Genomic DNA, 23844 nt, shown 5'->3' with positions numbered 1-23844 from the left:
CGGGGCGTGAGCCAGACCGACATCGGAGAGGGCCGGGGAGTGAGACGCGGTCCGGGGGCTAATTTCACGAGCGATAGTCCGACCCGAACATAGCAGCGTCACCGTTCAACGGGTGGGAGGACGTGGTCTGAGGTATGCGACGGCGCGACGTCCTCCGAGGAATCGGCGTACTCACCGGAGGTGTCGCCGTCGGCGGTGCGGTCTCCACCGTCGACGCACAGCGGGGAACGGTCGTACAGCAGGTGGTCGACGACGGTGTGCCACAGCCACAGTCGGTACTGGCCGTCGACCTCTCGGCCGACGTCGACGTCGTCGACGCCGAACGAGTCCGCGTCTGGACGTACATCGTCGACCCACGGTCGGCTCGAACGAGACCGAGACTGCTCGACGTCCTGGAGGCGACGGCCACGCCGACGGGGGTTCGGCTGGTCGTCGACGGACCGGTCAGTCGGGGGACGGTGGTCGTGTTCGACGAGGCGGGGCTCGTCGTCGACGGTCGCCCGCGCGGTGCGTTCGCGTACACGCCGGACGGCGACCTCCTCCCACCCGAGCGGGCCACGCAGTGGTTCAAGGCGTACGAACCGACGAACCCCGACTACTTCTCCCCCGCAGTGTATCCCGACGGCAGCCCGCACGCGGACGGCGACGACGACCCGGATCGGGTCCGCGAACGACTCGCGGCGCACCTCGGACAGTTCGTCGACCGGGGGCGACTCACGGCCGAGGAGCGCGACCGGGCGCTCGCACGGTTCGACGACCCGGACGTCCGGAGCCGGTTCGAAGACGGTGAGGGGGAGTTCGACGCGGAGGCGCTGGCGGGCGTGCTCGCGAACGCGGGGACGGTCGCACGCGGCGTCGACAGGGTCATCATCGACGGCGAGAACCAGTTCGGCCGGCCGTACGCCGTCCAGCGGCGACCGACCATCTCGGGCGGGTGTATGGAGGTCCTGGTCGAGGAGGGGAACCCGACGGTTCTCGTCGACCCCGTCCTCGACGGCGAACCGTTCGTCGTCCTCGCGCCGCTGTTCGCACACGAGGGGTTCCACCAGGACCTCGCGGTCGGTCTCGACGAGGAGATCATCGCAACGTACCTCGAAACGCTCGTCTGGGCCGAACACGTCCTCGCCGACCCGGCGGTCGCTCGGACCGGAACGGCGAAGGCGCGACGGGCCAACACGATGCTTCTCGTCGCGCTGAACTCCGGCGGGCGGTCGTTCCCCGACGTGGGCCTGTACGCCGCACCGCACCGACAACCGGGGACGAACGCAACTCCGGACGCGCCGCGGTCCGTCGCGGACTTCTTCTCGCTCGTCGAATCGAAGTACGCTCGGACGCCCTCGGAACCCTCACCGGGGAACGCGTACGCCCGTCAGGTCATCGCTCGCGTCACCGAGTCGTCGGCGTCGGCGCTCGGGTTCGACAGCGAGACGCTGACGCGCCTCGACGAACGGACGCGGGTGTTCTCCGCGGCCGACGTCGGCGACCTCCTCGCGGCGCTCGAACTCCGACCGGCACCGTCTGTCACGACGGACGCGGTGGTCACCCCCGACCCGGTGGCCGTCGCCGACGCACGGGAGGCGGGCGACCGGGTCGAAGCGAACGAGTCGAGCGCCGGGGAGTCGAGCGTCGAGCGAGAGCGGATCGACGCCTGTGGAACCTGTCTGCGCGCGGGAGTCGAAGGCTGAGGGCAGTCGGGTCCGACGCAGGCGAATCAGAGGTTGAAGAAGTCGAACGCCGTGCCGTTGTCGTTCTCGGTCGCGTGTTCGTAGACGACGTGTGCCGCGGCGACGTCCTGAATGGCGAGCCCCGTCGAGTCGAAGACGGTAGCGCCGTCCGCGTCGGTGCGTCCCTCCTTCGCCCCGACGACGATTTCGCCGATTTCGCCGTAGATGTCGTCGTCGGTGAGCACACCCCGGCCGTAGGGCACGTTGATCTCGCCCGAGTGGGTACACTGTTCGTGGTCGTCGATGACGAGTTTCGCGTCGAGGAGGACCTCGTCCGCGAGTTCGTGCTTGCCGGCGGCGTCGGCACCCATCGCGTTGACGTGGGTGTGGTCGCCGACGTCGCTCACGATGGGCGACTCGACGGGCGTCACCGTCGAGAGGACGTCGCAGGCGGCCGCCTCCTCGACGCTCCCCCGCGAACGTCGAACCGCCCGTCGAACGTCTCGACGAACCGTCGGACGCGCTCGTCGTCGAGGTCCGAGATGACCACCGTGTCGATGTCGCGGACGGTGGAGATGGCCTCCAGTTGGGTGTACGCCTGGACCCCCGCGCCGACGATGCCGAGCGAGGAGGCGTCGGGGAGAGAGAGGTGGTCGGTGGCGACGGCCGCCGCCGCGCCCGTCCGCTTCATCGTGAGTTCGCGGCCGTCCATGATGGCGAGGGGGTAGGCGTTGCGCGGGTCGGAGTAGATCATCGTCCCGAGAACGGTCGGTAAGTCGTACGCCGCGTTGTTGTCGGTGTGGACGTTCACCCACTTGATGCCCGCCGCGTCCCAGTCGCCGGCAGCGCGGGACTCGCCCGGTTCGCTCTGACTCGCGGAGAGTTCACCGCCGCGAACGTCGAGATACGCCGGCATCGACCGGAAATCGCCGTTGTACTGCGGGAGGTCGATGTAGGACTTCGCGGGCATCTGCGCGTGGCCGCGCTCGTAGGCCGCGAACGCCTCTTCGATAGCGACGATGAGTTCCGGATACTGGGTGTTGTGGTCGACGTCGTCGCTGTCGAGGAGAAGGGTGTGCATACGCCGGCGTTCACACGAGAACTACTTAACTCATGCTAAATCAGAATTATCCTGCAAGAACCACCCACGTATTCGAACTGTATTCAATCTATTTCGATTTCTCCAGGCTGGTTTCGATATCGGAGGCAAGCCGCCCGACCAGTCGCCGGTCAGTCGAGCGGCGTCCAGTCGGAGACGGCGTCGACGGTGCCTTCCCCGCGGAACGTGCGTCCGTCCTCGGTCTGCCGAAACCGGAAGGCTCCGTCGGTGAGCGACTGCAGGACGTCGACGTGTGTCGCCTCGTGGCGGGAGGGGTCGACGACGAACAGTCCCAGATGTCCCGCTCGTCGGACACGGCCCGTCAGGACGTGGAAGAACGCGAACGTGCGCTCGGCACCGAGTTTCTCCAGGATGGGCGAGAGCGAAACCGTTCCGAGGCGGATGCGGTCGGTCCCGATGGAGCGCAGGTGGTTCGTGACCCCGATGCCGATACCCGTGATGTCGGCCGGTGACGAGGCCGCCTCGACCCGGGTGGGCGAGAGCGGGCCCGTGTCCCGCGCGAGTCCGGACAGCGAGGCGTCGACCACGAACAGGTGTTCGAGCGAGTCCGGGTCCGCGAGTTTCGTCCGGTACCGTCTGGTGACCGTCCCGGCGTCGCCCTCGGTCGTCACGATGATGACCCGTTCGCTCACCCGTGGTGCCTGGGCGAGAATCCGATAGAGGAGGTCGGACGCGCCGCTCGCGCCGTCGCCGACGAGGAGGAGGTTCGTCCCGGCCGGGAGCGAGTCGAGCGCCGGGTCGGGGACGGCGTCGCCGACCGCGTACGTGTCGTCCGCCGGAGAGGTTGTCACCCGACACCAGCCTCCGACGAGCGACGTGGTGATGTGACTACCGTGCGAGTGCCCGCGAGCGATGCGACCGACCGCATACCAGATGCTCGACAGGTGCGCATATAAATTCCACTGACGGGGTTCCAGCCGTCGGGACGAGAGCGAGCAGCGGCCCACGCCGGAACTGCGCAAAGAACGAGTGAGTCGGTGGTCGGGGAACGGTTCGGGGGTGAGAGCGGGAGTCGGCTGCGTCAGACCGCGTCTGACGGCCTATGAAAGCAGTCTCAGACTGCCCTCGCGGGTCGTCGTTCGCGACGAGGCGGTTTGCCACCTCGCGTGGCTCGTGTTTTTTCGCCTCGCTTACATCGCTTGCGTCAGGCGGAGCCTGACGACCTATGAAAATCGGTCAGGGACCGATTTTACATAGCGCCGCCCATGCCACCCATTCCGCCCATGCCGCCCATGCCGCCGGCACCGCCTTCCTCGTCGTCACCCTTGTCGGTGGAGAGGTCGCCGGCAGCGATGATGTCGTCGATTTTGAGGACGAGGTTCGCGGCCTCGGTGGCCGAGGAGAGCGCCTGCTCCTTCGAGTGGGCCGGTTCGACGACGCCCGCGTCGAACGTGTCGACGACGTCGCCGCTGAAGACGTTCAGGCCGGCGCGGACCTGACCCTCCTCGTGGGCGGCGCGGAGGTCGACGAGCGTGTCGATGGCGTCGAGGCCGGCGTTCTCGGCCAGCACGCGCGGGACGAGTTCGAGCGCGTCCGCGAACGCCTCGACGGCGAGCTGCTCGCGGCCCTCGACGGAGTCGGCGTAGTCGCGGAGGCGCGAGGCGAGTTCGACCTCGATGGCACCGCCGCCAGCCACCACGCGACCGTCGGTGACGGTGGAGGTGACGACGTCGAGCGCGTCGTTGATGCCGCGTTCGAGTTCGTCGACCACGTGGTCGGTGGAGCCGCGCAGCAGCAGCGTGACGCCGTGGGCGTCGGGGCCCTCGACGTAGAACAGTTCGTCCTCGTCGTCGCGGCGGACGGAGCCGTGCCCGAGGTCGGCCTCGGTGGCCGAGTCGAGGTCCGAGACGATGGAGCCGCCGAGGACGTTCTTGAGGAACTTGATGTCCGACTTCTTCACGCGGCGAACGGCCAGGATGCCCTTCTTCGCGAGGTAGTGCTGGGCCATGTCGTCGATGCCCTTCTGACAGAAGACGACGTTCGCGCCCGTGGCCTCGATCTGGTCGACCTTCTCCTTCAGCTGAGACTCCTCGCGGTCGAGGAACTTCTGAAGCTGGTCGGGGGAGTCGATGTTGACCTGCGTGTCGACGTCGGCCTCCTCGATCTCGATGGCCTCGTTGATGAGCAGCACGTTGGCGTCGTCGAACTCGAGGGGCATGTCCTCGTGGACGGGGTCCTTGTCGATGACCGCGCCCGTGAGGAGTTCGCTCTCGCCGGCGGAGCGGCCGGTCTGCGTCTCGATGTTGACGTTCTCGAGGTCGACCACGTAGGAGCCGTCGTCGGCCTCGACCGTGACCTGCTGGACGGCGCCGACGATGAGTTCGGCGAGGAGCTCCTTGTTGAGTTCGGCACCCTTGCCGGTCATCGACGTCTCGGCGACCTTCTTCAGGAGTTCTTCGTCCTCGGGGTCGACGCGCTCGGCGATGTCGTCGATCTCCGCTCGGGCGTGCTCGCTCGCGAGGTGGAAGCCCTTGATGATCGCCGTCGGGTGGATGTCCTGTTCGAGGAGGTCCTCGGCGTTCTTCAGGAGTTCGCCCGCGATGGCCACGGCCGTCGTCGTCCCGTCGCCGGCCTCGTCCTCCTGGGTCTCGGCGACCTCGACGATCATCTCGGCCGTCGGGTTGTCGATGTCCATCTCCTTGAGGATGGTGACGCCGTCGTTCGTGATGGTGACGTCGCCCATCGAGTCGACGAGCATCTTGTCCATCCCTTTCGGGCCGAGTGTCGACCGTACGGCGTCGGCCACGGCGCGAGCCGCGCGGATGTTGTACGCCTGCGCGTCGCGGTCCTTGACGCGCTGGGAGTCGTCACCGAGAATGATCATCGGCTGTCCCTGCTGCATGCGCTGACTCATAGTACACCAGCGGATTGTTTGTGATTCTATATAAAAGCTTCGAGAGCGAACCGAGGCCGCTCCCGCGGCGACGACGACGAGCGTTGGAGACAACGCACCGGCTGCGTGCGTTTTTCCGCCTCGGTCGTGGCAACGAATCGCATACGAATCGGTGAACCGCTGAGAGTATCGAACGAGCTTTTATATACTGCCGTCGGGCTCCTTCCAGTGGACGGTGACGGTCCCGACGGCGAACGCGTCGCGCGAGTCGGGGTCCCGGCGGATGCGCAGGGTGTTCGTCCCCTCGCGGAGGGTTACATCCGTCAGCGTGTCCACCCAGTACTGCCAGCCGTCGTTCGGCGGGATGTCGAACCCCGACAGCGGCTCGCCGTTCACCTCGATCTCGTGACCGTACTCACCGACGTCGAACGCCTGCAGCCCCACGTACGCGTCCTGTGCGTCGTCGGTCGGGACCTCGAACTCGTAGACGTCGGTGGTGTCGCCGACGTTAGTCGCCCAGTCGAGGTCGAGCACCCGACGCTCCGGGGCGAGTTGGACGCCCAGGTACAGCGTCGCGTAGTTCGCGCGGTGTGACACACCAACGGCTACTCGTGGGTGGTGCATAAACACGGCGACATCGGTCGAAAACGCGAGTGTGACGGCAGCGGGAGCGGGAATCAGTCGTTGTCGGGGACCTCCTCCGCGATGAACTCGCCGTCGATGCCGTCCCACCGCGGCGGTTCGTCGTCGTGGTCGAGTGTCCGGAGTTCGCGTTCGTTCAGCCGCTCGTCCAGCTGGCTCAGCTTGTTCCGGCCCTTCTTCTCGCGGCCACTCTTCGTGTCAGGCATTGTCAGCCACACCAACGCGAGCAACTGGTATTAAGATTTCGTCAGTCGGGCGAAGCGAGTAACGAGCGTCACGCGTACGGCCGCAGAGTGCGACATCCGTGCCCCGAACGGCGATATCGTCGGGCGAACGTCCCGAACCGGAGAGCACATCGAAGCGGCGTTCGGAGCCGCGAGCTCACCAGCCGCGCGGGGCTTCGGCGCTCTCGCCGACGCGGTCGAACTCCTCGGCGAGTTGTCTGCGGACGGCGTCGGTGTCGCGGTCGGGGTCGGTCACGATATCGAGCGCGGCCAGAAGCGCCGCCCGCGTCTCCTCGAGTTCTTCGACCCGCTCGACCAGTTCCTCGTGGCTCCAGTCGTCGTAGTTCGTGGACATGTACCCGGAGGCAAGCGGGGCGGGCACATAAGCTATGACATCAGGTCGAAGACGGGCGCGCACGTTTTGTGCCCAGGGCCGTCCAACTCGGTATGGACCTCGTCACCGACCGTCGACAGTTCCTCCGGGCGGCCGCCGTCGGCAGCGTCGCCGCCCTCGCCGGCTGCTCGCAGTCGTCGGCGCCGCCGGCAGAAAACGATGAAACCGCGAGTACCGGGACGAACAGGGCCGAGGCCACCGAGACGGACACGACGTCGACGACCGGGGGAGCGTCGAGCGCCGCGAGCGTGCCCGATGCGGTCGCCCTCCGGACGCTCGCGACCGGTCTGGGGGCCCCGCTCGACGTGGCGTTCGCGCCCGACGGAACGCGGTTCGTCGCCGACCAGGCCGGCCGGATACTCGTCCACGACGACGACGGCCCCCGCGACCGACCCGCACTCGACATCCGCGACCGCATCGAGGCCGGCGGCGAGAAGGGACTGCTCGGCATCGCGCTCCACCCGGCGTTCGCCGAGAACCGGCGACTGTTCGTCCGATACAGCGCGCCGTCGCGCTCGGGGACGCCGTCGAACTTCAGCCACACGTTCGTCCTCAGCGAGTTCCGGATGGACGAGAACGGCCGGGTCGACGTCGGCTCCGAGCGAACCGTGTTGGAGATACCGCAGCCACAGAGCAACCACAACGCCGGCGACCTCGCGTTCGGTCCCGACGGCTCCCTCTACGTCGCGGTCGGGGACGGGGGGCCGGCGGCGACCAGGGCCGCGGCCACGTCGACGACTGGTACGGCGCGGTCGGCGGGGGCAACGGGCAGGACGTCACCGAGAACCTCCTCGGCTCCATCCTTCGCCTCGACGTGGACGGGGACGCTCCCTACGCGGTTCCGGACGACAACCCGCTCGTCGGTCGGGCGGGGCTGGACGAACAGTACGCGTGGGGCTTTCGCAACCCCTGGCGCATGTCGTTCGACGGCGAGGAGTTGTTCGTCGGCGACGTCGGACAGAACGCCTACGAGGAGGTGAGTCTGGTCGAGAGAGGGGGCAACTACGGCTGGAACGTCAGAGAGGGGACGCACTGCTATCGGGCCAGCGAGTGTCCCACTGCGACGGACGACGGCGAGCGCCTCGTCTCACCCATCGTCGAGTATCCACACGGCGGTGCACCGGTGAGCGGTATCTCCGTCATCGGTGGGGAGGTCTACCGCGGCTCGATGTTTCCGGATGCCGACGGCGTGTACGTCTTCGGCGACTTCCAGGTACAGGGGCGACTGTTCGCCGCGACCCGGTCCGACGGTGACGGCCTCTGGCCGACGACGACGGTCGACCTCGCGGGCGATGGCGCCGATAAACTGCAACAGCTACGGTCGTTCGGGCGGGACGCCGACGGCGAACTGTACGTCGTCGGCACCGGCTCCGAGGGCGGGGCGCTTCATCGTCTCGTCCCGGCGGAGTGAGACGGCAGCGCACCCGCGTGGCCGGGACGGCTCAGCGCTCGTTGACTTCGAGCACCTTGCCGGCGGCGATGGTCTGACCCATGTCGCGGACGGCGAAGCTGCCGAGTTCGGGGATCTCACCGGACGGCTCGATGCTGAGGGGCTTCTGCGGACGGAGCGTCACGACGGCGGCGTCGCCCGCCTTGATGAAGTCGGGGTTCTCCTCGGCGACCTCCCCGGTTTTCGGGTCGAGTTTCTGGTCGATGGACTCGAACGTGCACGCGACCTGCGCCGTGTGGGCGTGCAGGACCGGCGTGTAGCCGACGGTGATGACCGAGGGGTGCTGCATGACGACGATCTGAGCCTTGAACGTCTCCGCCACTTTCGGCGGGTTCGACGCCTCGCCGCAGACGTCGCCGCGGCGGATGTCGTCCTTGCCGACGCCGCGGACGTTGAACCCGACGTTGTCGCCGGGGCCGGCCTCGTCGACCTCCTCGTGGTGCATCTCGACCGTCTTCACCTCTCCTCCCACGTCGGAGGGCATGAACACCACGTTCATTCCGGGTTTCAGGACGCCGGTCTCGATCCGTCCGACGGGAACCGTCCCGATGCCCGAGATGGTGTAGACGTCCTGAATGGGGATGCGGAGCGGCGCGTCGGTGGGCGGCGACATCTCCGGGAGGTCGTTCAGCGCCTCCAGGATAGTGGGCCCGTCGTACCACGGCGTGTTCTCGGAGTGTTCGGCGACGTTGTCGCCCTCGAACGCCGAGATGGGGATGAAGCGCGCGTCGTCCGAGTCGAACCGGACCTGTTTGAGGAGTTTCTGGACCTCCGCTTTGACCTCCTTGTACGTCTCCTCGGAGTAGTCGACGGTGTCCATCTTGTTGACGGCGACGATGAGCGTCTCGATGCCCAAGGTCTTCGAGAGGAAGACGTGCTCTCTGGTCTGGGGCGCGACGCCGTCGTCGGCGGCGACGACGAGCACGGCGTGGTCGGCCTGACTCGCCCCCGTGATCATGTTCTTCACGAAGTCGCGGTGGCCGGGCGTGTCCACGATGGTGAAGTAGTACTTGTCCGTGTCGAACCGCTGGTGGGCGATGTCGATGGTGACACCTCGCTCCCGTTCCTCGGCGAGGTTGTCCATCACGTAGGCGAACTCGAAGCCGCCCTTGCCCTTCTCCTCGGCCTCCTCGCGGTACTGCTCGATGACGTGCTCGGGAACGGAACCGGTCTCGAACAGGAGGCGACCGACGAGCGTGCTCTTTCCGTGGTCGACGTGGCCGATGATCGCTAAGTTCTGGTGTGGTTTGTCTGCCATGATGACTCCCCCCGGCGGTGTGCCGTAGGAGCGTAGGGGTAGGTGGCCGACGGGCAAAACGGTTGTGTGATAGATGCGTTGACAGGTCGACGAAAGAGTGCTGGAGGCGGTGACGGACGGCACGCGCGGAAAGAGTCACGGCATCGACCGGTCGAGCGCGTCCTCCAGCGACTGTTTCACCACCGGCCACTCCTCGTCGATGACACTGAAGTACGCGCTGTCGGTCGGTTCTCCCTGCACGAGCATGTGCTTGCGGAGGACGCCCTCCAGCGTGGCACCGATCCGTACGAGCGCCGCCCGCGACCGATCGTTTCCGGCGGCCGTCTCGAACTCGACGCGAGCACACGACCACTCCTCGAACGCGTGCCGGAGCATGAGGTACTTCGCTTCGGTGTTCGCCGGCGTCCGCTGGTGGTCCGGTGTCAGCCACGTCCAGCCGATCTCGACGCTTCGATTGTCCGGGCGAATCGTACAGAACCGGGTCGAGCCGATCGCCTCGCCGGTCTCTCGGTGAACCGTCGCGAACGGAAGCGACTCCCCCTCCTCCTGTGCGTCCAGCGCCGCCTCGACGAACCCCTCCATCGCCTCGGGTGTCGAGTAGTCGTCGGCGAACCACTCGAAGATCGACGACGCTGCCGCCTCCTGTAGCTCTCGGAGGTGTTCCTCGCGCGACAGCGGTTCCAGCCGTACGTACTCCGCTTCGAGGGTCTGCGGCTCGACGTTCATGGCCTCGATTCTCCCGGATGCCTGTTAATCACGACGGACCACTCCCGTGCTCGGCGACGAGACGCCCTCGTTCAGGGACTGAGATTCACAGAAGCGCCGGGACAGGGATTTGAACCGCCTGAACTTCGCTCGCTACGCTCGCTCGTTCCGTGCTTCAAATCCCTTTGGCGGGTGAACAACCGCTCGCAGGTGACGAGCACACGCTCCGCGGTGCTCGTCACGTGGTCGCTGTAGAATCACGCCGGGACAGGGATTTGAACCGCGGTCGTTCCCGCTCGCTCACTTCGTTCGCTCGCCTCTCACTCTCTGATTCAAATCCCTTCTGTCTCGCTTCGATCCCGTCACCGTGGTCGCGCCGCGATGAAACGCGGCGCTCGACAGGTGACGGTTACAAAAGCGCCGGGACAGGGATTTGAACCCTGGATCCCAGAGGGAACACGCTTTCCAGGCGTGCGCCTTACCACTCGGCCATCCCGGCTCGTTCCAACCTATCCCGGTGCGACGTTTAAGTCCTTCCTTTCGCCCCGAATCGGGGGCTGAGGCGGTGTGTGAGGCCCGCAGCGGCCACACCGACGACGGCGGCGACGCCGAAGCGCGCGGCGAATCCGACGTCCAAGCCGACGATGAGGTCGTACCCCTGGGCGAGTACGAGAAAGGCGAGCGCGCCGACGAGCCCCCAGAGGAGGCTCGACTTCGTGCGGGGTGTCACTCCGCGTCCGGCGCCGACTCGGGGACGGCGGCGATAGCCTCGATTTCGACGGCGACTCCCTTCGGGAGGGCGCCGACCTGGACGGCGCTTCGCGCCGGCGGTTCGTCGTCGAAGAACGTCGCGTAGGTCTCGTTCATCTCGTCGAAGTCGTCGATGTCGGCGAGGAACACGGTGACCTTGAGCACGTCCGCGGGGCCAGCGCCTTCGACGGCGAGAACGCCCATCACGTTCTCCAGCGCCCGTGCCGTCTGGTCGGCGACCGACGCGTCGGCGAGGAGTTCGCCCTCCGGGGTGAGCGGGATCTGTCCGGCGGTGAAGACCAGGTCGCCGGTCGTCGTGCCCTGGCTGTACGCGCCGACCGCGGCGGGTGCCTCGTCGGTGGAGATGGTCCGTTTCATACGGTGACCTCGCTCGGCACCGACAAAAAGGTCTGTCCGACGGGCGAGGGCGGGCCGGAGACGTGTGCGGCGGGGTACACTCAAGTTTCCGGCGCGGGTCGGACCGAGTATGTCCGACGACATCACGCCCGCGGAGCTGAGTCGTGATCGAGTGATGGAACTCGACGACGACCACTTCACCACGGAGAACGTCGCCATCGTGACGGGTGCGGCGTCGGGAATCGGACGGGCGACGGCCGTCGCGCTGGCGTGCAACGGTCTCACCGTCGCGGCGACCGACGTGGACGAGGAGGGGCTCGAAGAGACGGTCGACAGAGCCGCCGACCTCGACGTCTCGGGCGAGGTCGAGACCGTCGTCGCCGACCTGACGAACGACGACGAGGTGGCCGCCATCGTCGAGGCCGCGGCCGACCTCGGACAGTTGCGGTACGTGGCGAACATCGCGGGGGTCCAGCACATCTCGCCCATCGAGTCGTTCCCGACCGAGAAGTTCGACTTCATGCTGGACGTGATGCTCCGCGCGCCGTTTCTCATCACGAAGCACGCCCTGCCGCACATCCGCGAGGCGTCCGACGGAATCGGTGCCATCGGTAACATGTGCTCACTCCACGGCCACATCGCCACGCAGGACAAGGTCGCGTACCACACGGTGAAGTTCGGCCTCCGCGGCCTCACGCAGGCGACGGCGGCCGAAGGCGAGGGGACGCTCCGCGCGTTCACCGTGTCGACCGGCTACGTCAAGACGCCGCTGGTGACGAACCAGATTCCCGATACGGCGGCGGAACGCGGTATCTCCGAGCGCGAGGTCGTCGAAGACGTCATGCTCGGGCAGGCGCGGGTCAAAGAGATGATGGAACCCGTCGACGTGGCGAACCTCTTCGTCCTCGGCATCTCGGGCTACGCCCGCCACCTCGACGGGGGCGACCTCACGTGGGACGGCGGTCACCTCTACACGTACGAGTGAGACGCCCACAGGTCTCCGAAGGGAGTCAGACGAGGACTTCGACCTCGTAGCCGTGGTCGCGGAGGTCCGCGAGGAGGTCATCGACGTGTGGCCCACCTCGCGTTTCGAGGTCGATCTCCACCTCGGCGGCGTTCATCGCGACGTCCTTCGAGGTGCGGTCGTGGTGGATGGCGTGGATGTTCGTCCGGTGGTCGACGAGGATTTCGGTGAGGTGCAACAGCGCGCCGGGACGGTCCTTCAGTACCGTTCTGATGCGCAGGTAGCGGCCCGTCTCGACGAGACCGCGCATCAGGACCGTCGTGAGGACGTTGAGGTCGATGTTGCCGCCACAGAGCGCGGGCACGATGACCTCCCCCTCGTCGTAGTCGAACGCCTCGGCGAGGAGGGCCGCGAGCGGGACGCCGCCCGCCCCCTCGACGAGCGTCTTCGAGCGTTCGAGCAGGTGGGTGACGGCCATCGCGATCTCCTCGTCGGAGACGGTCACGACCTCGTCGACCCGCTCGCGGATGACCTCGAACGTCTGCTCGCCGACGCGGCGGGTGGCGATGCCGTCGGCGATGGTGTCGACCGCGTCGAGTTCGACGATCTCACCCTTCTGCAGGGAGTCGGCGAGGCTCGACGCGCCCTCCGCCTGGACGCCGACGACCCGCGTGTCGGGCGACTTCGCTTTTATCGCCGTCGCGATGCCCGAGATGAGGCCGCCGCCGCCGATGCCGACGACGACCGTCTCGACCTCGGGACACTGGTCGAGGATTTCGAGGCCGATGGTCCCCTGCCCCGCCATCACCGCCGGGTCGTCGAACGCGTGGACGTAGGTCCGATTCTCCTCCCGTTCGATCTCGTGAGCCTTCTCCTGGGCCTCGCTGTAGTCGACGCCGTGGAGGACGACCCGACCGCCGTAGCGCCTGGTGGCGTTGACCTTCGAGATGGGCGCGAACTCCGGCATGACGATGGTCGAGTCGACGCCCGCGCGGGTCGCCGCCAGCGCCACGCCCTGTGCGTGGTTGCCCGCGCTCGCGGTGACCACGCCCGCCTCCCGCTCCACCTCGGAGAGCGTCGCGATGCGGTTCGTCGCGCCGCGAATCTTGAACGACCCCGTCCGCTGGAAGTTCTCCAGTTTCAGGTGGACCTCCGCGCCCGTCATCTGCGAGAAGGTGTGTGAGTCCTGCATCGGCGTGCGCCGTGCGACCGCCTCGACGCGGGGCTGGGCTTCGAGCACGTCGTCCAGCGAGAGCATGGGCGGAGTTACCGGGGGGAGGCGATAACCGTTGGGTGTAGCCGCCGACGCGACGGCGACAGCGTGCGCTCAGCGGCGTCGAGTGCGGGGACAAAGAACCGGTGCGTTCGCAGCCGCGTCGGTCGCGTCGTCCGCGTCTTTGGGGGAATGCATACGCGTGTGACGCGCAAGTGGACGTAACACGGGGACAGACATAAACGTCCGCCGAGCACGGTGAAAGTGAAACTGTGCGACGGCGACGACCTCGACCGGCGCGTCAGACGGATGTCGTCCGGGAGAGGCAGGGTGAAGGAGAGAAGGGGAGAAGCGCGGTCAGCGGTCGACGACCGGTTCGACGACCACCTCGCTGCGGTCGAGGAACGCCTGGACGCGGGCGGCGAAGGGACCGTCACCGGGCCAGTCGGCGTCGGCGTCGAGTCGGGCGGGGTCACCGACGTAGACGGCCGCGTCTCCCCCGTCGGTCCGCGGAACCGAGACGCGGACGTACAGGCCGTCGTCGACGCCCTCGTAGTCGTCGATGCGGTCGATCGTATCCGTGCGGAGGAGTCGCCCCGCCGCCTCTCCGCCCGGGGCGAGCGTCGGGTACCGCCCCTCGACGAGGTGGAGGCCGCGGAGGTGCGCCGGCCCGACGAACGCGTACGAGTCGACCACGCTCGCGACGCGTTCGGGGTTCGTCAGGGTGCCGTAGACGAAGACGTCCATGACGGGAGGACGCGACGAAACCGTAAAAATGCCACAGCGGGGTCAGTGCTCACCGGCGACGCTCCGGACGTCGGACGACCCACAATCGGGACAGGCGACCCGAGCCATGTGTGCCTCGTCGGTCACGAAGTGGTCGGTGCAGGTCAGACACTGGTACTCGTACTCCCTGGACTCCCCGCGGTCCAGCATCGCCGTGAGGCGCTGTAACAGTGACATCTGTCAACACACCTCGGCTGTACCGTTCGAACGCGTACACGATAAACCGTTCAGAGACCGGTCAGAATCCGGTATCTACCAGAAGGGGAACGAGCGTTACCGCTCGCCGAGCGGGACGAACGTCTGGTCGCGCGGGCCGACGTAGCGGGCGCGCGGGCGGATGAGCCGGTTGTCCTCGTACTGTTCGAGGACGTGGGCGATCCAGCCGCCGACGCGCGACATCGCGAAGATGGGGGTGTAGATGTCGATGGGGATTCCCATCTGGTAGTACGTCGACGCGGAGTAGAAGTCGACGTTGGGCGCGAGGCCCTTCTCCTCCAGCATGTACTCCTCGACGGCGACGGAGTAGTCGTACCACTTCATGTCGCCGGCGGCCTCCGCGAGCGCCTCCGACTGCTCGCCGAGGATGTTCGCCCGCGGGTCCTTGACGTTGTAGACGCGGTGGCCGAAGCCGGCGACGCGCTTGCCCTCGTCGAGCGCCTGTTTCACCCACTCGGTGGGGTCCATCCCGCTCTCGTCGACCTCCTGAAGCATCCGCATCACGTTCTGGTTGGCGCCGCCGTGGAGCGACCCGGCGAGCGTTCCAATCGCCGAGGTGACCGCCGAGTGGAGGTCCGCGAGAGTCGACGCCGTGACCATCGCCGAGAATGTCGAGGCGTTGAGGCCGTGGTCGGCGTGGAGGACGAGCGCCTGGTCGAACACGTCGGCGAGCACGTCGTCGGGTTCCTCGTCGTTGAGCATGTAGAGGAAGTTCGCCGCGTGCGAGAGGTCCTCCCGGGGAGCGACGGGGTCGTTTCCGTTCCGCAGGCGCGCGAACGCCGCCAGCGCCGTGGGAATCTTCGCGGTGATGCGCCGCCCCTTCCGGATGTTGGCCTCGCGGTCGGTCACCGACTCGGCGTCGAACGTCGCCTCGGCGTCGTTCGCGGAGAGTTGCGAGACGACCGTCCGGAGCGCGGCCATCGGGTTCTCGTCCGCGTCGGCGAGCGCCTCGATGGTCCGGTGGACGTTCGCGTCGAGTGCTCGTTCGGAGGCCATCGCCGACGAGAACTCCTCCAGTTCGTCGCGGTTCGGGAGGTGTCCGTACCAGAGGAGGTAGACGACCTCCTCGTAGGACGCGCCGTCCGCGAGGTCGGCGATGTCGTACCCACGATAGATGAGCTGTCCGGCGTCACCGTCGATAAAACTGAGCTCCGACTCCGCGACAAGGACGCCCTCCAGCCCCCGTTTCAGGTCGTCTGACATACGACGTGATTTCTGACCCGCTCAAAAAAGCGTTATCGTTCGGTGCGCCATCCGCCGGAACCGTGACCGCCGGAGTCGGATGGTGCTCGGAGGATTTCGGCGGACAGCACGGGCTGAACCGGGCAGACAACCCTTTTGGGTCCCCGGGGGGTATGCGAGGGCATGTATCCGGAGGACGTGGCGTACGAACCGGTCAGCGTGAAGGCGGTGCTCGCGGAGATGAAAGACACCGCCGAACTGCTCATCGACCTCTCGTACTCCGCGGTCCTCCTCGGCAGCGACGAGATCGCTCGCGAGGTGCTCGCCTTGGAGGAACGGATGGACATCCTCCAGTTGCAGGCGCGGATGAGCCTGCTGATGGCCGCCCGCAGCCCCGAGGACGCCGAGGAACTCGCGCCGGTGCTGGGTGTGGTCGGCGCGGCGGAGAAGATATCGAACGCGGCGGGCGACATCGCCAAGGTCGTCATCGAGGACATGGGGCTCCCCGATGCGATCCGCTCGGCGCTCCCGGAGGCGACCGAGATTCTCGTCCGGGTGCCCGTCGCCGTCGACTCGCCGTACCACGGTCACTCGCTGGGCGACCTCAACCTGGAGACCGAGACCGGCGTGCGAGTGATCGCCATCCGGCGCGAGCAGGCCACCGGGAAGCGGCGGTGGATCACGAACCCGGACCACGAGAGCGTGCTCCGGTCGGGCGACATCCTCCTCTTGCGCGGTCCGGAGACCGGACTCGCCGAGGTGTACGAACGCGCCAGCGGGAACCCGTACGAGCCCATCGAACCGCCGGAGGCACCGATCGACGACCTCGAACGGGCCGTCGACTCCATCGTGTTGATGAAGAACATGAGCGAACTCGCCGTCGACCTGGCGTACGGTGCCGTCCTCTTCGACAGCGAGGGCGTCGCCGAGGAAGTCGCCGAACTCGAAGCGGAGGTGGACGCGCTCAAGTCGCGGTTCGAGGCGTGGACGCTCCGGGCGGCCGCTCGTGTCGAAGACCCCATCGCGCTCCGCGGCCTGATGCATCTCGCCGTCTCCACGGAGGTCATCTCCGACGCCGCCCTCGAAATCAGCGAGGGGGTCCTGCACGGACTCGCCGCCCACCCGGTCGTCGCGGCCGCGGTCAAGGAGTCCGACGAGGTCATCGTCCGCCTGACGGTCACCCCCGGGAGCGACCTCGCGGGGACGACCATCGGCGACCAGATGGTCCAGACCGAGACCGGGATGCGCATCATCGCCGTCCGCCGCGGCGGAGAGGGAAGCGACTGGGTCGTCCAGCCGGGGCCGACCACCGAACTTCGGGCCGGAGACGTCATCGTCGCGAAGGGGACCCGGGCGGGGACGACCCGACTCGGAGAACTCGCCGGCGACCAGCCCGACGCGGGGGAGTGACCGGGTAGCGACAGCGAGCTGTCACCCTTCGGATTCCGCAGCACACACGCTTATCCGCGCGCTCTTCGTGTGAGACCGTATGAGCATTGTCGCGGAGTTCACTATCGAGGCCGACCAGTTCCTTCTGGGACGGGTGCTCCGCGCAGGTGGGGGGATGGACATCGAAATCGAGCGGGTCGTCCCGGCGTCGAAACAGGTCATGCCGTACGTCTGGGTGAGCGGGGGCGACCGCGCCGCGTTCGAGGAGGCCGTCAGGGCGACCGACGAGGTGCGCGAACTGGTCCACCTCGACACCATCGGCGACCGCTCGCTCTACCGTATCGGCTGGGACGAGACCGTCGAGAGCCTCATCTACGGGATGGTCGAGACGAACGCGACTATTCTCGAGGCGCACGGCCAGGACAACTGGCTCTTTCGCATCCGGTTCAACGACCACGAGTCGCTGTCGGCGTTCAGCGAATACTGTCAGATACACGATATTCGCCTCAACGTCCGCCGCGTCCACAACCTCACCGCCGACGAACTCGACGACGACCCCTTCGGCCTCACGTCCGAGCAACGCGAGGCGATCGAACTCGCCCTGGAGAAGGGGTACTTCGAGGTGCCGCGTCGGGCGACGCTCTCGGACCTCGCCGAGGACCTCCACGTCTCCCAGCAGGCCGTCTCCGAGCGTCTGCGCCGGGGCACACAGAAGGTGATGCAGTCGCTCTCAGACGGCACGTTCAGGTCAGTTGGCCGATAGGTATCCGTACCGGTACATAGACGGCCTGAAAGAACAAGCCGAATCACCTTGCGGACGAGGGGAGAGAGGGAGGTATGGCGCGAACCAGCGGGAGAGGAGCGGCCGACGACCGACTCGTCGGCGAACTGGTCACCTCCCCACAGCGGCGCGAGGTCGTGCGGCACCTCATCGACAGTGACGGGGCGGCGACGTTCGACGACGTCGTCAGCGTACTCACGGGAGAGGAGGAACGGACGATGACGGCCGTCCGACTCCACCACGTCCACCTCCCGAAACTCGAATCGGCGGGGGCCGTGGAGTGGGACGAGGAGACGGAAGTGATCGAGTTGACGTCACGGGCGCGGGTGGCTGTCGACAGCGTGACCGGGATGGAGCCGTTCGGCGACCTCGTGGAGAACTGAGAAGCCGCCGGGGGCGTCAGCGCGAGAGTTCTCGCGAGAGTCGGTACGCGGAGACGACGGTGAGAAGCGCCGTCACGAGCAGTGCCGTCGACGACGCGAGGACGAACGCGAGGAGGAGGAACCACCCTTCGGCACCGAGGATCGGGTACTGTCGCGTACCGGCGAACGGACCGAACAGTTCGAGGACGCGAAACAGGTAAACGGCGACGGCCAGCACGACACCGGAGAGCACGCCCAGCTTCGCGTTCCGCGGGACGTTCAGCGCCTGGACGAGGCCGCCCGAGGAGGGGCGACCAGGGACCTCGTCTGTCACGCTTAGGGAGGAGGACGCAGGCGGTAAATCGGCGTCGGTTCTACCGGTAGGCCTCGAACTCCTCGCCCGCGAGCAGGAAGTAGCCCGTCCCGACGAGTCCGACGACCGTGGCGACGCCGAAGGCGACGGCCGGCGACCCCGCGTAGAGCCACCCGCCGACGGCGGCGCTCGGTATCGTTATCGCGTTGCGGACGAGGTAGTACGAGCCGACGACCCGCCCTCCCGCGTTCGCCTCCGCCGGCCCGACGATGAGCGCCTTGTGCGCCGGCAGGCCCGCGAAGCGAAGCCCCGACAGCGCGAAGAGGACGCCGACGACGAGCGGGTCGGCCGGCGCGGAGACGAGCAGCACCGGGAACACCGCGTAGACGGCGAACCCGAGGGCGACGACCGGTTTCAGCCCAACCCGCTCGGCGAGTTTCGCCACCGGGACCATCGTCAGGAGGGCGACGGCCATCTCCACGGCGAGGAGCACGCCGAAGAACGCGTCGGGCGAGAGCCGCCCGACGAGCGGGAGGGTCACGGAGACTTCGAGAAACTCGGTGACGACGATGACGAAGAAGACGTACACCATCCCGTTGGCGAACCGAACGAGCGTGTCGCCGACGAGCAGCGGCCGCAAGGGAGAGGGGAGCGACCGGATGTCGTCGACGACCGTCTCGACGCCCGCGAACGACTTCCCGAACGAGTCCGCGGAGGCGTCGTAGAGGACGTGCTGGGCGAGCGTCCCGACGGCACCGAAGGCGGCAGCGACGAGCAGGACGTACCGGAAGCCGACGTCGAAGGCGAACCGCGCGAGGATGGCCGCCGCGAGCAGCGGTCCGAGGAGGAAGGCCAGTCGACGGACGGTCTCGGTCGACGCGAACCCGGTCGCCAGTTTGTCGGGAGCGACGCTCTGTTTGACGACGGCGAACGTCGCGCCGAGTCCGAACGACTTCCACGCCTGCGAGAGCACCAGTCCGAGGAAGACGACGACGACGCCGGCCGACGTGGGGCCGAGGGGAACGCCGGCGAGCGGGCCGGCGGCGTACCAGACGACGAACCCGAGCGTCGAGGCGAGTCCGAACGCCGTGAGCGCCGTCCGGGAGCCGATACGGTCGGAGACGGCGCCACCCGGATAGGGGTAGACGGCGCTGATGAGGTTCCCGAAGCTCCCGTAGAGGCCGATTGCGAGGCTCCCGGCACCGATGACGCTCAGGTAGCGCGGCATGTACCGGCCGGTCATCTGGAAGCCGAGACTGAACGCGAACATCGCCACGGAGAGGACGAGCACGTCGCCGTCGAGCGCGAGGAACTGTCGGACGGTGCCCCGAACACCGGTCTCCGTGTCGGCCATGAACGGGGGTTCCGACCGAGAGGAAAAATAGTACGCGATAGGATGACTAGATGAGAACAGTCCACAGGGGAGCGCTCGGAAACGACGTGAGTCGTACTGACGGCTGTCGGTCGCTCTCTTGTCGACCGTGCGACCGCGGCACTGTCGACCGGAAAACAGCGACAGCGAGCGATATCAGAGGTCGAGCCAGTCCGTCGACTGCCGGGAGGGAATCGACAGTCGCTGTCCCGCGTCGGGCGTGTCGCGAAGGTCGACGAAAGCGTCGAACAGGCGCTCGGTCGGCAGCGACGAGAGCCCCGCGCGGGAGTCGGCATAGCGGTAGTGACCCATTCCGCGGACGCCCGAGACGGCGTCCGTCACACACCGGAGGAACTGTTCGATGGCGAGGACGTCGTGGTCGGCCAGGATCGATTCGAGCGACGTGACCACGAGACGGAGTTCGCCGCCGACCAGCGGCGGCGAGAGCGAGTCGAGCGCGGTGACGGCTTCGGCGACGCGACGCGCGAGCGACGCGAGCGGGTCAGCGTCTTCGGGACAGGGGCGGTACTGCACGACGCGGACGTCTCTGTCGTCGGCGGAGACGCCTGGTGGTAACAGCCCGTCCACGGGTCCCGTCTTCTCGGTCCGAACGAGCACTCGCTTCCGCTCGATGTCAGCGGAGCCGAGCAGCAACTGCGAGGCGCGGTTCGCCGTCGTCTCCGAGACCGCTCCCGAGACGAGCAGGTTACAGCCTTCACGTTTGAGCCGTGGGAGGAGCTCGACCGCCGACAGCCCGTGCTCCCCCCTCACGGCTCGGCGGTCTCCCGACATATATTACGTAATGTACCGTATAGAGATAAACGTTGTTACGACGTTCATATAACTACATTCTCTTCGAATTGAACGTGTCGAGACACGCGACAGAGCGGTCGAGCGCCGCGCGACCGACCGAACGGAGGACCGAACGGGTAAAGGGGAGGCCGGACCAGTGTCGAACAATGACAACGTTCGGAACGGCGAACGCGGCTCCTGGGGAGGTGGCGACAGGGCGGCTGGAGGTCGGCGAGATGCGCGACGGAAGTTCTATCGGGCTCCCGGTCGCCGTCGTCAACGGCGCCTCGTCCGGTGACACGCTGTACGTGCAGGCGGTCAGCGACGGCGACGAACTCAACGGCGTCGGCGTCATCAGTCGTGTCGTCCCGAAACTCGACCCCGAGGAACTCTCCGGGACCGTCCTGTTCGTCGGCATCGTCAACTACCACGCCTTCCAGGTGGCCGAACACCGCAACCCCATCGACGACCGGAAGCTGAACCGGACCTACCCCGGGGACCGAAACGGGACGTCGTCGGAGCGGATCAGCCACGCGACGTTCCAGACGGCGCGGGAGGCGGACCTCATCCTCGACCTCCACCAGGGGTCGACCAGCCGAATGATCGACGAGACGCGGGTGCGGTGTGGCTCGCGCCACCGCCTCCACCGCGAGTGCCTCCGCCTCGCGAAGACGTTCGACTGCGGCTACATCCTCGACCAGAAGGGCCCCGACGGGCAACTCGCTCGGGCCGGCCCCGACGAGGGGATTCCCACCATCGACCCCGAACTCGGCGGGAGCGTCGGCTGGGACGAGACGAGCATCCAGCGGGGCGTCGACGGCGTCTTCAACGTGCTCAAAGGCTACGGCTTTCTGGAGGGGAGCGTCGACCCCGACCGGCAGGTCCGCGCGAAGGGGTTCGACCAGTACGGCTCGCCCAACGGCGGCCTCGTCCGCTTCGAGAAGGACCTCCGCGACGAGGTCGAGGTCGGCGATACCCTGTTCGAGGTGACGGACCCCTTCGGAACCGTGAAGGCGCGCGTCACCGCCGACTCTTCGGGTGTGTTCTGGCGGACGCGCCGCCTCCCGCAGGTCGCAAGCGGCGAGTACGTCTGCTCGGTCGGGACGGACATCGATTCCTACTAACCCACCTTTTTCGAGGCGCGACCGCGGCGAAGCCGCGTGTTGCGCCGGAAAAAGCTGGACCAAAAACTTCCGACCACAACTCGGCCGGTCGTCGAACGCACGTGTTCGGCCGGTCGCCGTCTTCCGAGGGACGGACGAGTCGACTACCTTCTTGTGTTCCCTCGTTCGACTCGAACCCATGCCCGCCACTCTCTCCTGTCCCGCCTGTGGCTCGACGTTCGCCGACCGCTGGCGGTGTTCCTGTGGCTCTCCGCTCCGGTTCGCCGACAGACCGCTCCCCGAGGGGCCAGCGCCCGGCCGACACGAACTGGACCGCAACCGCGGCCTGTGGGCGTTCGACGACTTCCTCCCCGTCGGCCGAGAGGTCACGCTCGGAGAGGGGTGGACGCCGCTGGTTCCCTCTGAGGAATGGGACGCCTCGTTCAAACTGGAGTACGTCTTCCCGACGGGGAGCTTCAAGGACCGCGGCGCGGCGACCACGCTGTCGAGAGCGGTCGAACTCGGCGTCGACACGGTCGTCGAGGACTCTTCGGGCAACGCGGGGGCGGCCATCGCCACCTACGCCGCCCGCGCCGACATCGACGCCGAGATATACGTGCCCGCGGGGGTCAAAGCGTCGAAGCTCCGGGGTATCGAGCGCGCCGGTGCGACGCCGATTCGCGTCGAGGGGAGCAGAGAGGACGTCACGGCGGCCTGTATTGAGGCCGTCGAGTCCGGGGAGGGGTGGTACGCGAGCCACGCGTGGAACCCCGCGTTCTTCGCCGGCACCGCCACGGTTGCGCTCGAAATCGCCGCCCAGCGCGGGTGGTCGGTCCCCGACGCGTTCGTCACGCCGCTGGGGCACGGGACGCTCTTCCTGGGCGCCTATCGGGGCTTTCGCGCCCTGTACGAGGCCGGATGGACCGACCGGATGCCGCGTCTCCTCGGCGCGCAGGCCGCCGGCTACGCCCCCTTTGCCGACGCGCGACACGGCGAGAGTGAGACAGAACCGAACGAGGTGGCCGACGGCATCCAGATCCGCGAACCGGTCCAGCGCGAGGCGATTCTGGACGCCATCGACGACACCGACGGCGACGTCGTCGCGCTGTCGGAGGCGGCGGTCGAACGGGAACTCGACGCCCTCCACGCGCGTGGCTTTTACACCGAGCCGACCTGCGCCGTCGCGCCCGCCGCGCTCCGAGAGTTCAGAGAACGGGGTGTCGTCGAAGAAGGTGAGGACGTCGTGGTCGCGCTCACCGGGAGCGGGTTGAAGGGATAATGGTCGCTCGCACGCCCTCGTACTGTCCCGACTGCGGGACAGCGTTGGAGACCGTCGACTCCGAAGGGAGGACCCGCCGGCGCTGTCCCGCGTGCGCGCAGGTCGTGTTCCGAAATCCCGTCCCGGGGGCGGCCGTCGTCGTCGTCGACGGCGACCGCGTTCTCTTGGTCCAGCGCCGCATCGACCCCGGCGCGGGGAAGTGGTGCGACCCCGGCGGTCACCTCGAAGTCGACGAACCCCCCGCGGTCGCGGCGGCCCGCGAACTCGAAGAGGAGACGGGGCTCGCCGTCGACCCCGACGCGCTCGCCCTCGTCGACGCCGTACAGATGGAGCCGTGGGGCGAGAAGTACATCGTCTCGGTGGGGTACGCAGTCGCTCGGGAGGAGACGACCGGCGACCTCTCGGCGGGGACCGACGCCCAGGCGGCGCGGTTCGTCCACCGCAACGACCTCTCGAACCTCGAATTCGCGTTCAGGTACGTTCCCGACCGCATCGAACGCGCGTTCGCGTTGTTCGAGTGAGACGCCGGATGAACTGATGGCTCAGAGCGGGCACAGAGGAGGGACGTATCGGGCGGATGTGACAGAGACACGTTCGCGAGCGGGGGAGTGAACGAAAAGACCGCACGAGCGCCAGGGCGGTGTTGCCTCGCCCGCCCCAACCGACTCGTTCGCTTCGCTCACTCGTCCCTCGCG

Annotated in this window: 24 protein-coding genes, 1 tRNA gene and 2 pseudogenes; 9 read left to right on the top strand and 18 right to left on the bottom strand. The window is 67.4% G+C overall.

The window, feature by feature from the left end; all coding sequences use genetic code 11:
- The first annotated feature begins 134 nt into the window (after positions 1-134).
- Positions 135-1685, top strand: a complete 1551-nt coding sequence (locus C2R22_RS01535) for a hypothetical protein (RefSeq protein ID WP_103424008.1) — start codon at positions 135-137, stop codon at positions 1683-1685.
- Positions 1686-1711: 26 nt separating this feature from the next.
- Here the strand turns inward: C2R22_RS01535 and C2R22_RS01530 are convergent.
- From C2R22_RS01530 to C2R22_RS01510, 6 genes and pseudogenes are all read right to left on the bottom strand, one after another.
- Positions 1712-2745 (bottom strand): annotated as a pseudogene (locus tag C2R22_RS01530) (ornithine cyclodeaminase family protein).
- Between the two features lie 149 nt (positions 2746-2894).
- Positions 2895-3575 carry an RAD55 family ATPase gene (locus tag C2R22_RS01525; protein ID WP_103424007.1) on the bottom strand — a complete coding sequence of 227 codons (681 nt, stop codon included), beginning with the start codon at positions 3573-3575 and terminating at the stop codon, positions 2895-2897.
- 398 nt (positions 3576-3973) lie between these two features.
- On the bottom strand, positions 3974-5608 hold the full coding sequence (gene thsB / locus C2R22_RS01520; protein ID WP_103424006.1) for a thermosome subunit beta: 1635 nt from the start codon (positions 5606-5608) through the stop codon (positions 3974-3976).
- A gap of 210 nt (positions 5609-5818) precedes the next feature.
- Entirely contained in the window at positions 5819-6214 is a 396-nt protein-coding gene (locus tag C2R22_RS01515; RefSeq protein ID WP_103424005.1) for a DUF7383 domain-containing protein, read from the bottom strand.
- Positions 6215-6294: 80 nt separating this feature from the next.
- Complete coding sequence (locus C2R22_RS25530; RefSeq protein ID WP_173862763.1) at positions 6295-6465, bottom strand: hypothetical protein; 171 nt, start codon at positions 6463-6465, stop codon at positions 6295-6297.
- 175 nt (positions 6466-6640) lie between these two features.
- Entirely contained in the window at positions 6641-6838 is a 198-nt protein-coding gene (locus tag C2R22_RS01510) for a hypothetical protein (RefSeq protein WP_103424004.1), read from the bottom strand.
- Between the two features lie 92 nt (positions 6839-6930).
- Between C2R22_RS01510 and C2R22_RS01505 the strand changes: the two are divergent.
- Positions 6931-8288: pseudogene (locus C2R22_RS01505) on the top strand (PQQ-dependent sugar dehydrogenase).
- A 31-nt stretch (positions 8289-8319) separates the two neighbouring features.
- On the opposite strand, the gene tuf reads toward C2R22_RS01505, so the two are convergent.
- From tuf to C2R22_RS01480, 5 genes are all read right to left on the bottom strand, one after another.
- Positions 8320-9585, bottom strand: a complete 1266-nt coding sequence (gene tuf / locus C2R22_RS01500; RefSeq protein ID WP_103424003.1) for a translation elongation factor EF-1 subunit alpha — start codon at positions 9583-9585, stop codon at positions 8320-8322.
- A gap of 135 nt (positions 9586-9720) precedes the next feature.
- A complete protein-coding gene (locus tag C2R22_RS01495; protein WP_103424002.1) occupies positions 9721-10311 on the bottom strand; it encodes a GNAT family N-acetyltransferase in 591 nt (196 codons plus the stop codon).
- A gap of 397 nt (positions 10312-10708) precedes the next feature.
- Positions 10709-10789 (bottom strand) — tRNA-Ser (locus C2R22_RS01490).
- A 27-nt stretch (positions 10790-10816) separates the two neighbouring features.
- Positions 10817-11020, bottom strand: a complete 204-nt coding sequence (locus C2R22_RS01485) for a hypothetical protein (RefSeq protein WP_103424001.1) — start codon at positions 11018-11020, stop codon at positions 10817-10819.
- Positions 11017-11418: a Rid family detoxifying hydrolase gene (locus tag C2R22_RS01480; RefSeq protein WP_103424000.1), complete on the bottom strand. Its 402-nt coding sequence runs from the start codon at positions 11416-11418 to the stop codon at positions 11017-11019. The genes C2R22_RS01485 and C2R22_RS01480 overlap by 4 nt, the downstream gene beginning before the upstream one ends.
- 109 nt (positions 11419-11527) lie before the next feature.
- On the opposite strand from C2R22_RS01480, the gene C2R22_RS01475 reads away from it, so the two are divergent.
- On the top strand, positions 11528-12382 hold the full coding sequence (locus tag C2R22_RS01475) for an SDR family NAD(P)-dependent oxidoreductase (protein ID WP_103423999.1): 855 nt from the start codon (positions 11528-11530) through the stop codon (positions 12380-12382).
- 25 nt (positions 12383-12407) lie between these two features.
- On the opposite strand, the gene ilvA is transcribed toward C2R22_RS01475, so the two are convergent.
- From ilvA to citZ, 4 genes are all read right to left on the bottom strand, one after another.
- Positions 12408-13619, bottom strand: a complete 1212-nt coding sequence (ilvA, locus tag C2R22_RS01470) for a threonine ammonia-lyase (protein ID WP_103423998.1) — start codon at positions 13617-13619, stop codon at positions 12408-12410.
- A 312-nt stretch (positions 13620-13931) separates the two neighbouring features.
- Positions 13932-14321 (bottom strand): gamma-glutamylcyclotransferase family protein, encoded by a 390-nt coding sequence (locus tag C2R22_RS01465; protein ID WP_103423997.1) that lies wholly within the window; start codon positions 14319-14321, stop codon positions 13932-13934.
- A gap of 42 nt (positions 14322-14363) precedes the next feature.
- Entirely contained in the window at positions 14364-14537 is a 174-nt protein-coding gene (locus C2R22_RS24750; RefSeq protein ID WP_162562329.1) for an FmdB family zinc ribbon protein, read from the bottom strand.
- 96 nt (positions 14538-14633) lie between these two features.
- A complete protein-coding gene (gene citZ / locus C2R22_RS01460; RefSeq protein ID WP_103423996.1) occupies positions 14634-15779 on the bottom strand; it encodes a citrate synthase in 1146 nt (381 codons plus the stop codon).
- A 162-nt stretch (positions 15780-15941) separates the two neighbouring features.
- Here citZ and C2R22_RS01455 point away from each other — a divergent pair, with 162 nt between their 5' ends.
- The 3 genes from C2R22_RS01455 (at position 15942) to C2R22_RS01445 (ending at position 18311) form a co-directional block, all read left to right on the top strand.
- On the top strand, positions 15942-17168 hold the full coding sequence (locus tag C2R22_RS01455) for a potassium channel family protein (RefSeq protein WP_103423995.1): 1227 nt from the start codon (positions 15942-15944) through the stop codon (positions 17166-17168).
- Between the two features lie 79 nt (positions 17169-17247).
- Complete coding sequence (locus C2R22_RS01450; RefSeq protein WP_103423994.1) at positions 17248-17910, top strand: helix-turn-helix domain-containing protein; 663 nt, start codon at positions 17248-17250, stop codon at positions 17908-17910.
- Between the two features lie 74 nt (positions 17911-17984).
- Complete coding sequence (locus C2R22_RS01445) at positions 17985-18311, top strand: DUF7344 domain-containing protein (protein ID WP_103423993.1); 327 nt, start codon at positions 17985-17987, stop codon at positions 18309-18311.
- A gap of 16 nt (positions 18312-18327) precedes the next feature.
- Here the strand turns inward: C2R22_RS01445 and C2R22_RS01440 are convergent, their stop codons facing one another.
- The 3 genes from C2R22_RS01440 to C2R22_RS01430 form a co-directional block, all read right to left on the bottom strand.
- Positions 18328-18624, bottom strand: coding sequence for a DUF7536 family protein (locus C2R22_RS01440; RefSeq protein ID WP_103423992.1), 297 nt, complete (start codon positions 18622-18624; stop codon positions 18328-18330).
- 40 nt (positions 18625-18664) lie between these two features.
- The gene (locus C2R22_RS01435) at positions 18665-19957 is read right to left on the bottom strand and encodes an MFS transporter (protein ID WP_103423991.1); all 1293 of its coding nucleotides are present in this window, start codon (positions 19955-19957) and stop codon (positions 18665-18667) included.
- A gap of 174 nt (positions 19958-20131) precedes the next feature.
- The gene (locus tag C2R22_RS01430) at positions 20132-20767 is read right to left on the bottom strand and encodes a DUF7504 family protein (protein WP_103423990.1); all 636 of its coding nucleotides are present in this window, start codon (positions 20765-20767) and stop codon (positions 20132-20134) included.
- A gap of 167 nt (positions 20768-20934) precedes the next feature.
- On the opposite strand from C2R22_RS01430, the gene C2R22_RS01425 reads away from it, so the two are divergent.
- The 3 genes from C2R22_RS01425 to C2R22_RS01415 all read left to right on the top strand — a co-directional run bounded on the left by C2R22_RS01425 (position 20935) and on the right by C2R22_RS01415 (position 23670).
- Positions 20935-21891, top strand: coding sequence for a succinylglutamate desuccinylase/aspartoacylase family protein (locus C2R22_RS01425; protein ID WP_103423989.1), 957 nt, complete (start codon positions 20935-20937; stop codon positions 21889-21891).
- Between the two features lie 178 nt (positions 21892-22069).
- A complete protein-coding gene (locus C2R22_RS01420; protein WP_103423988.1) occupies positions 22070-23149 on the top strand; it encodes a pyridoxal-phosphate dependent enzyme in 1080 nt (359 codons plus the stop codon).
- Positions 23149-23670, top strand: a complete 522-nt coding sequence (locus C2R22_RS01415; protein ID WP_103423987.1) for an NUDIX hydrolase — start codon at positions 23149-23151, stop codon at positions 23668-23670. The genes C2R22_RS01420 and C2R22_RS01415 overlap by 1 nt, the downstream gene beginning before the upstream one ends.
- Positions 23671-23844: the final 174 nt, after the last annotated feature.

Origin of the sequence: Salinigranum rubrum (assembly GCF_002906575.1) — an archaeon.
Lineage (GTDB): Archaea > Halobacteriota > Halobacteria > Halobacteriales > Haloferacaceae > Salinigranum > Salinigranum rubrum.
Note: the sequence above shows the minus strand (reverse complement) of the source record. Positions and strands in the feature narration are given on the sequence as shown.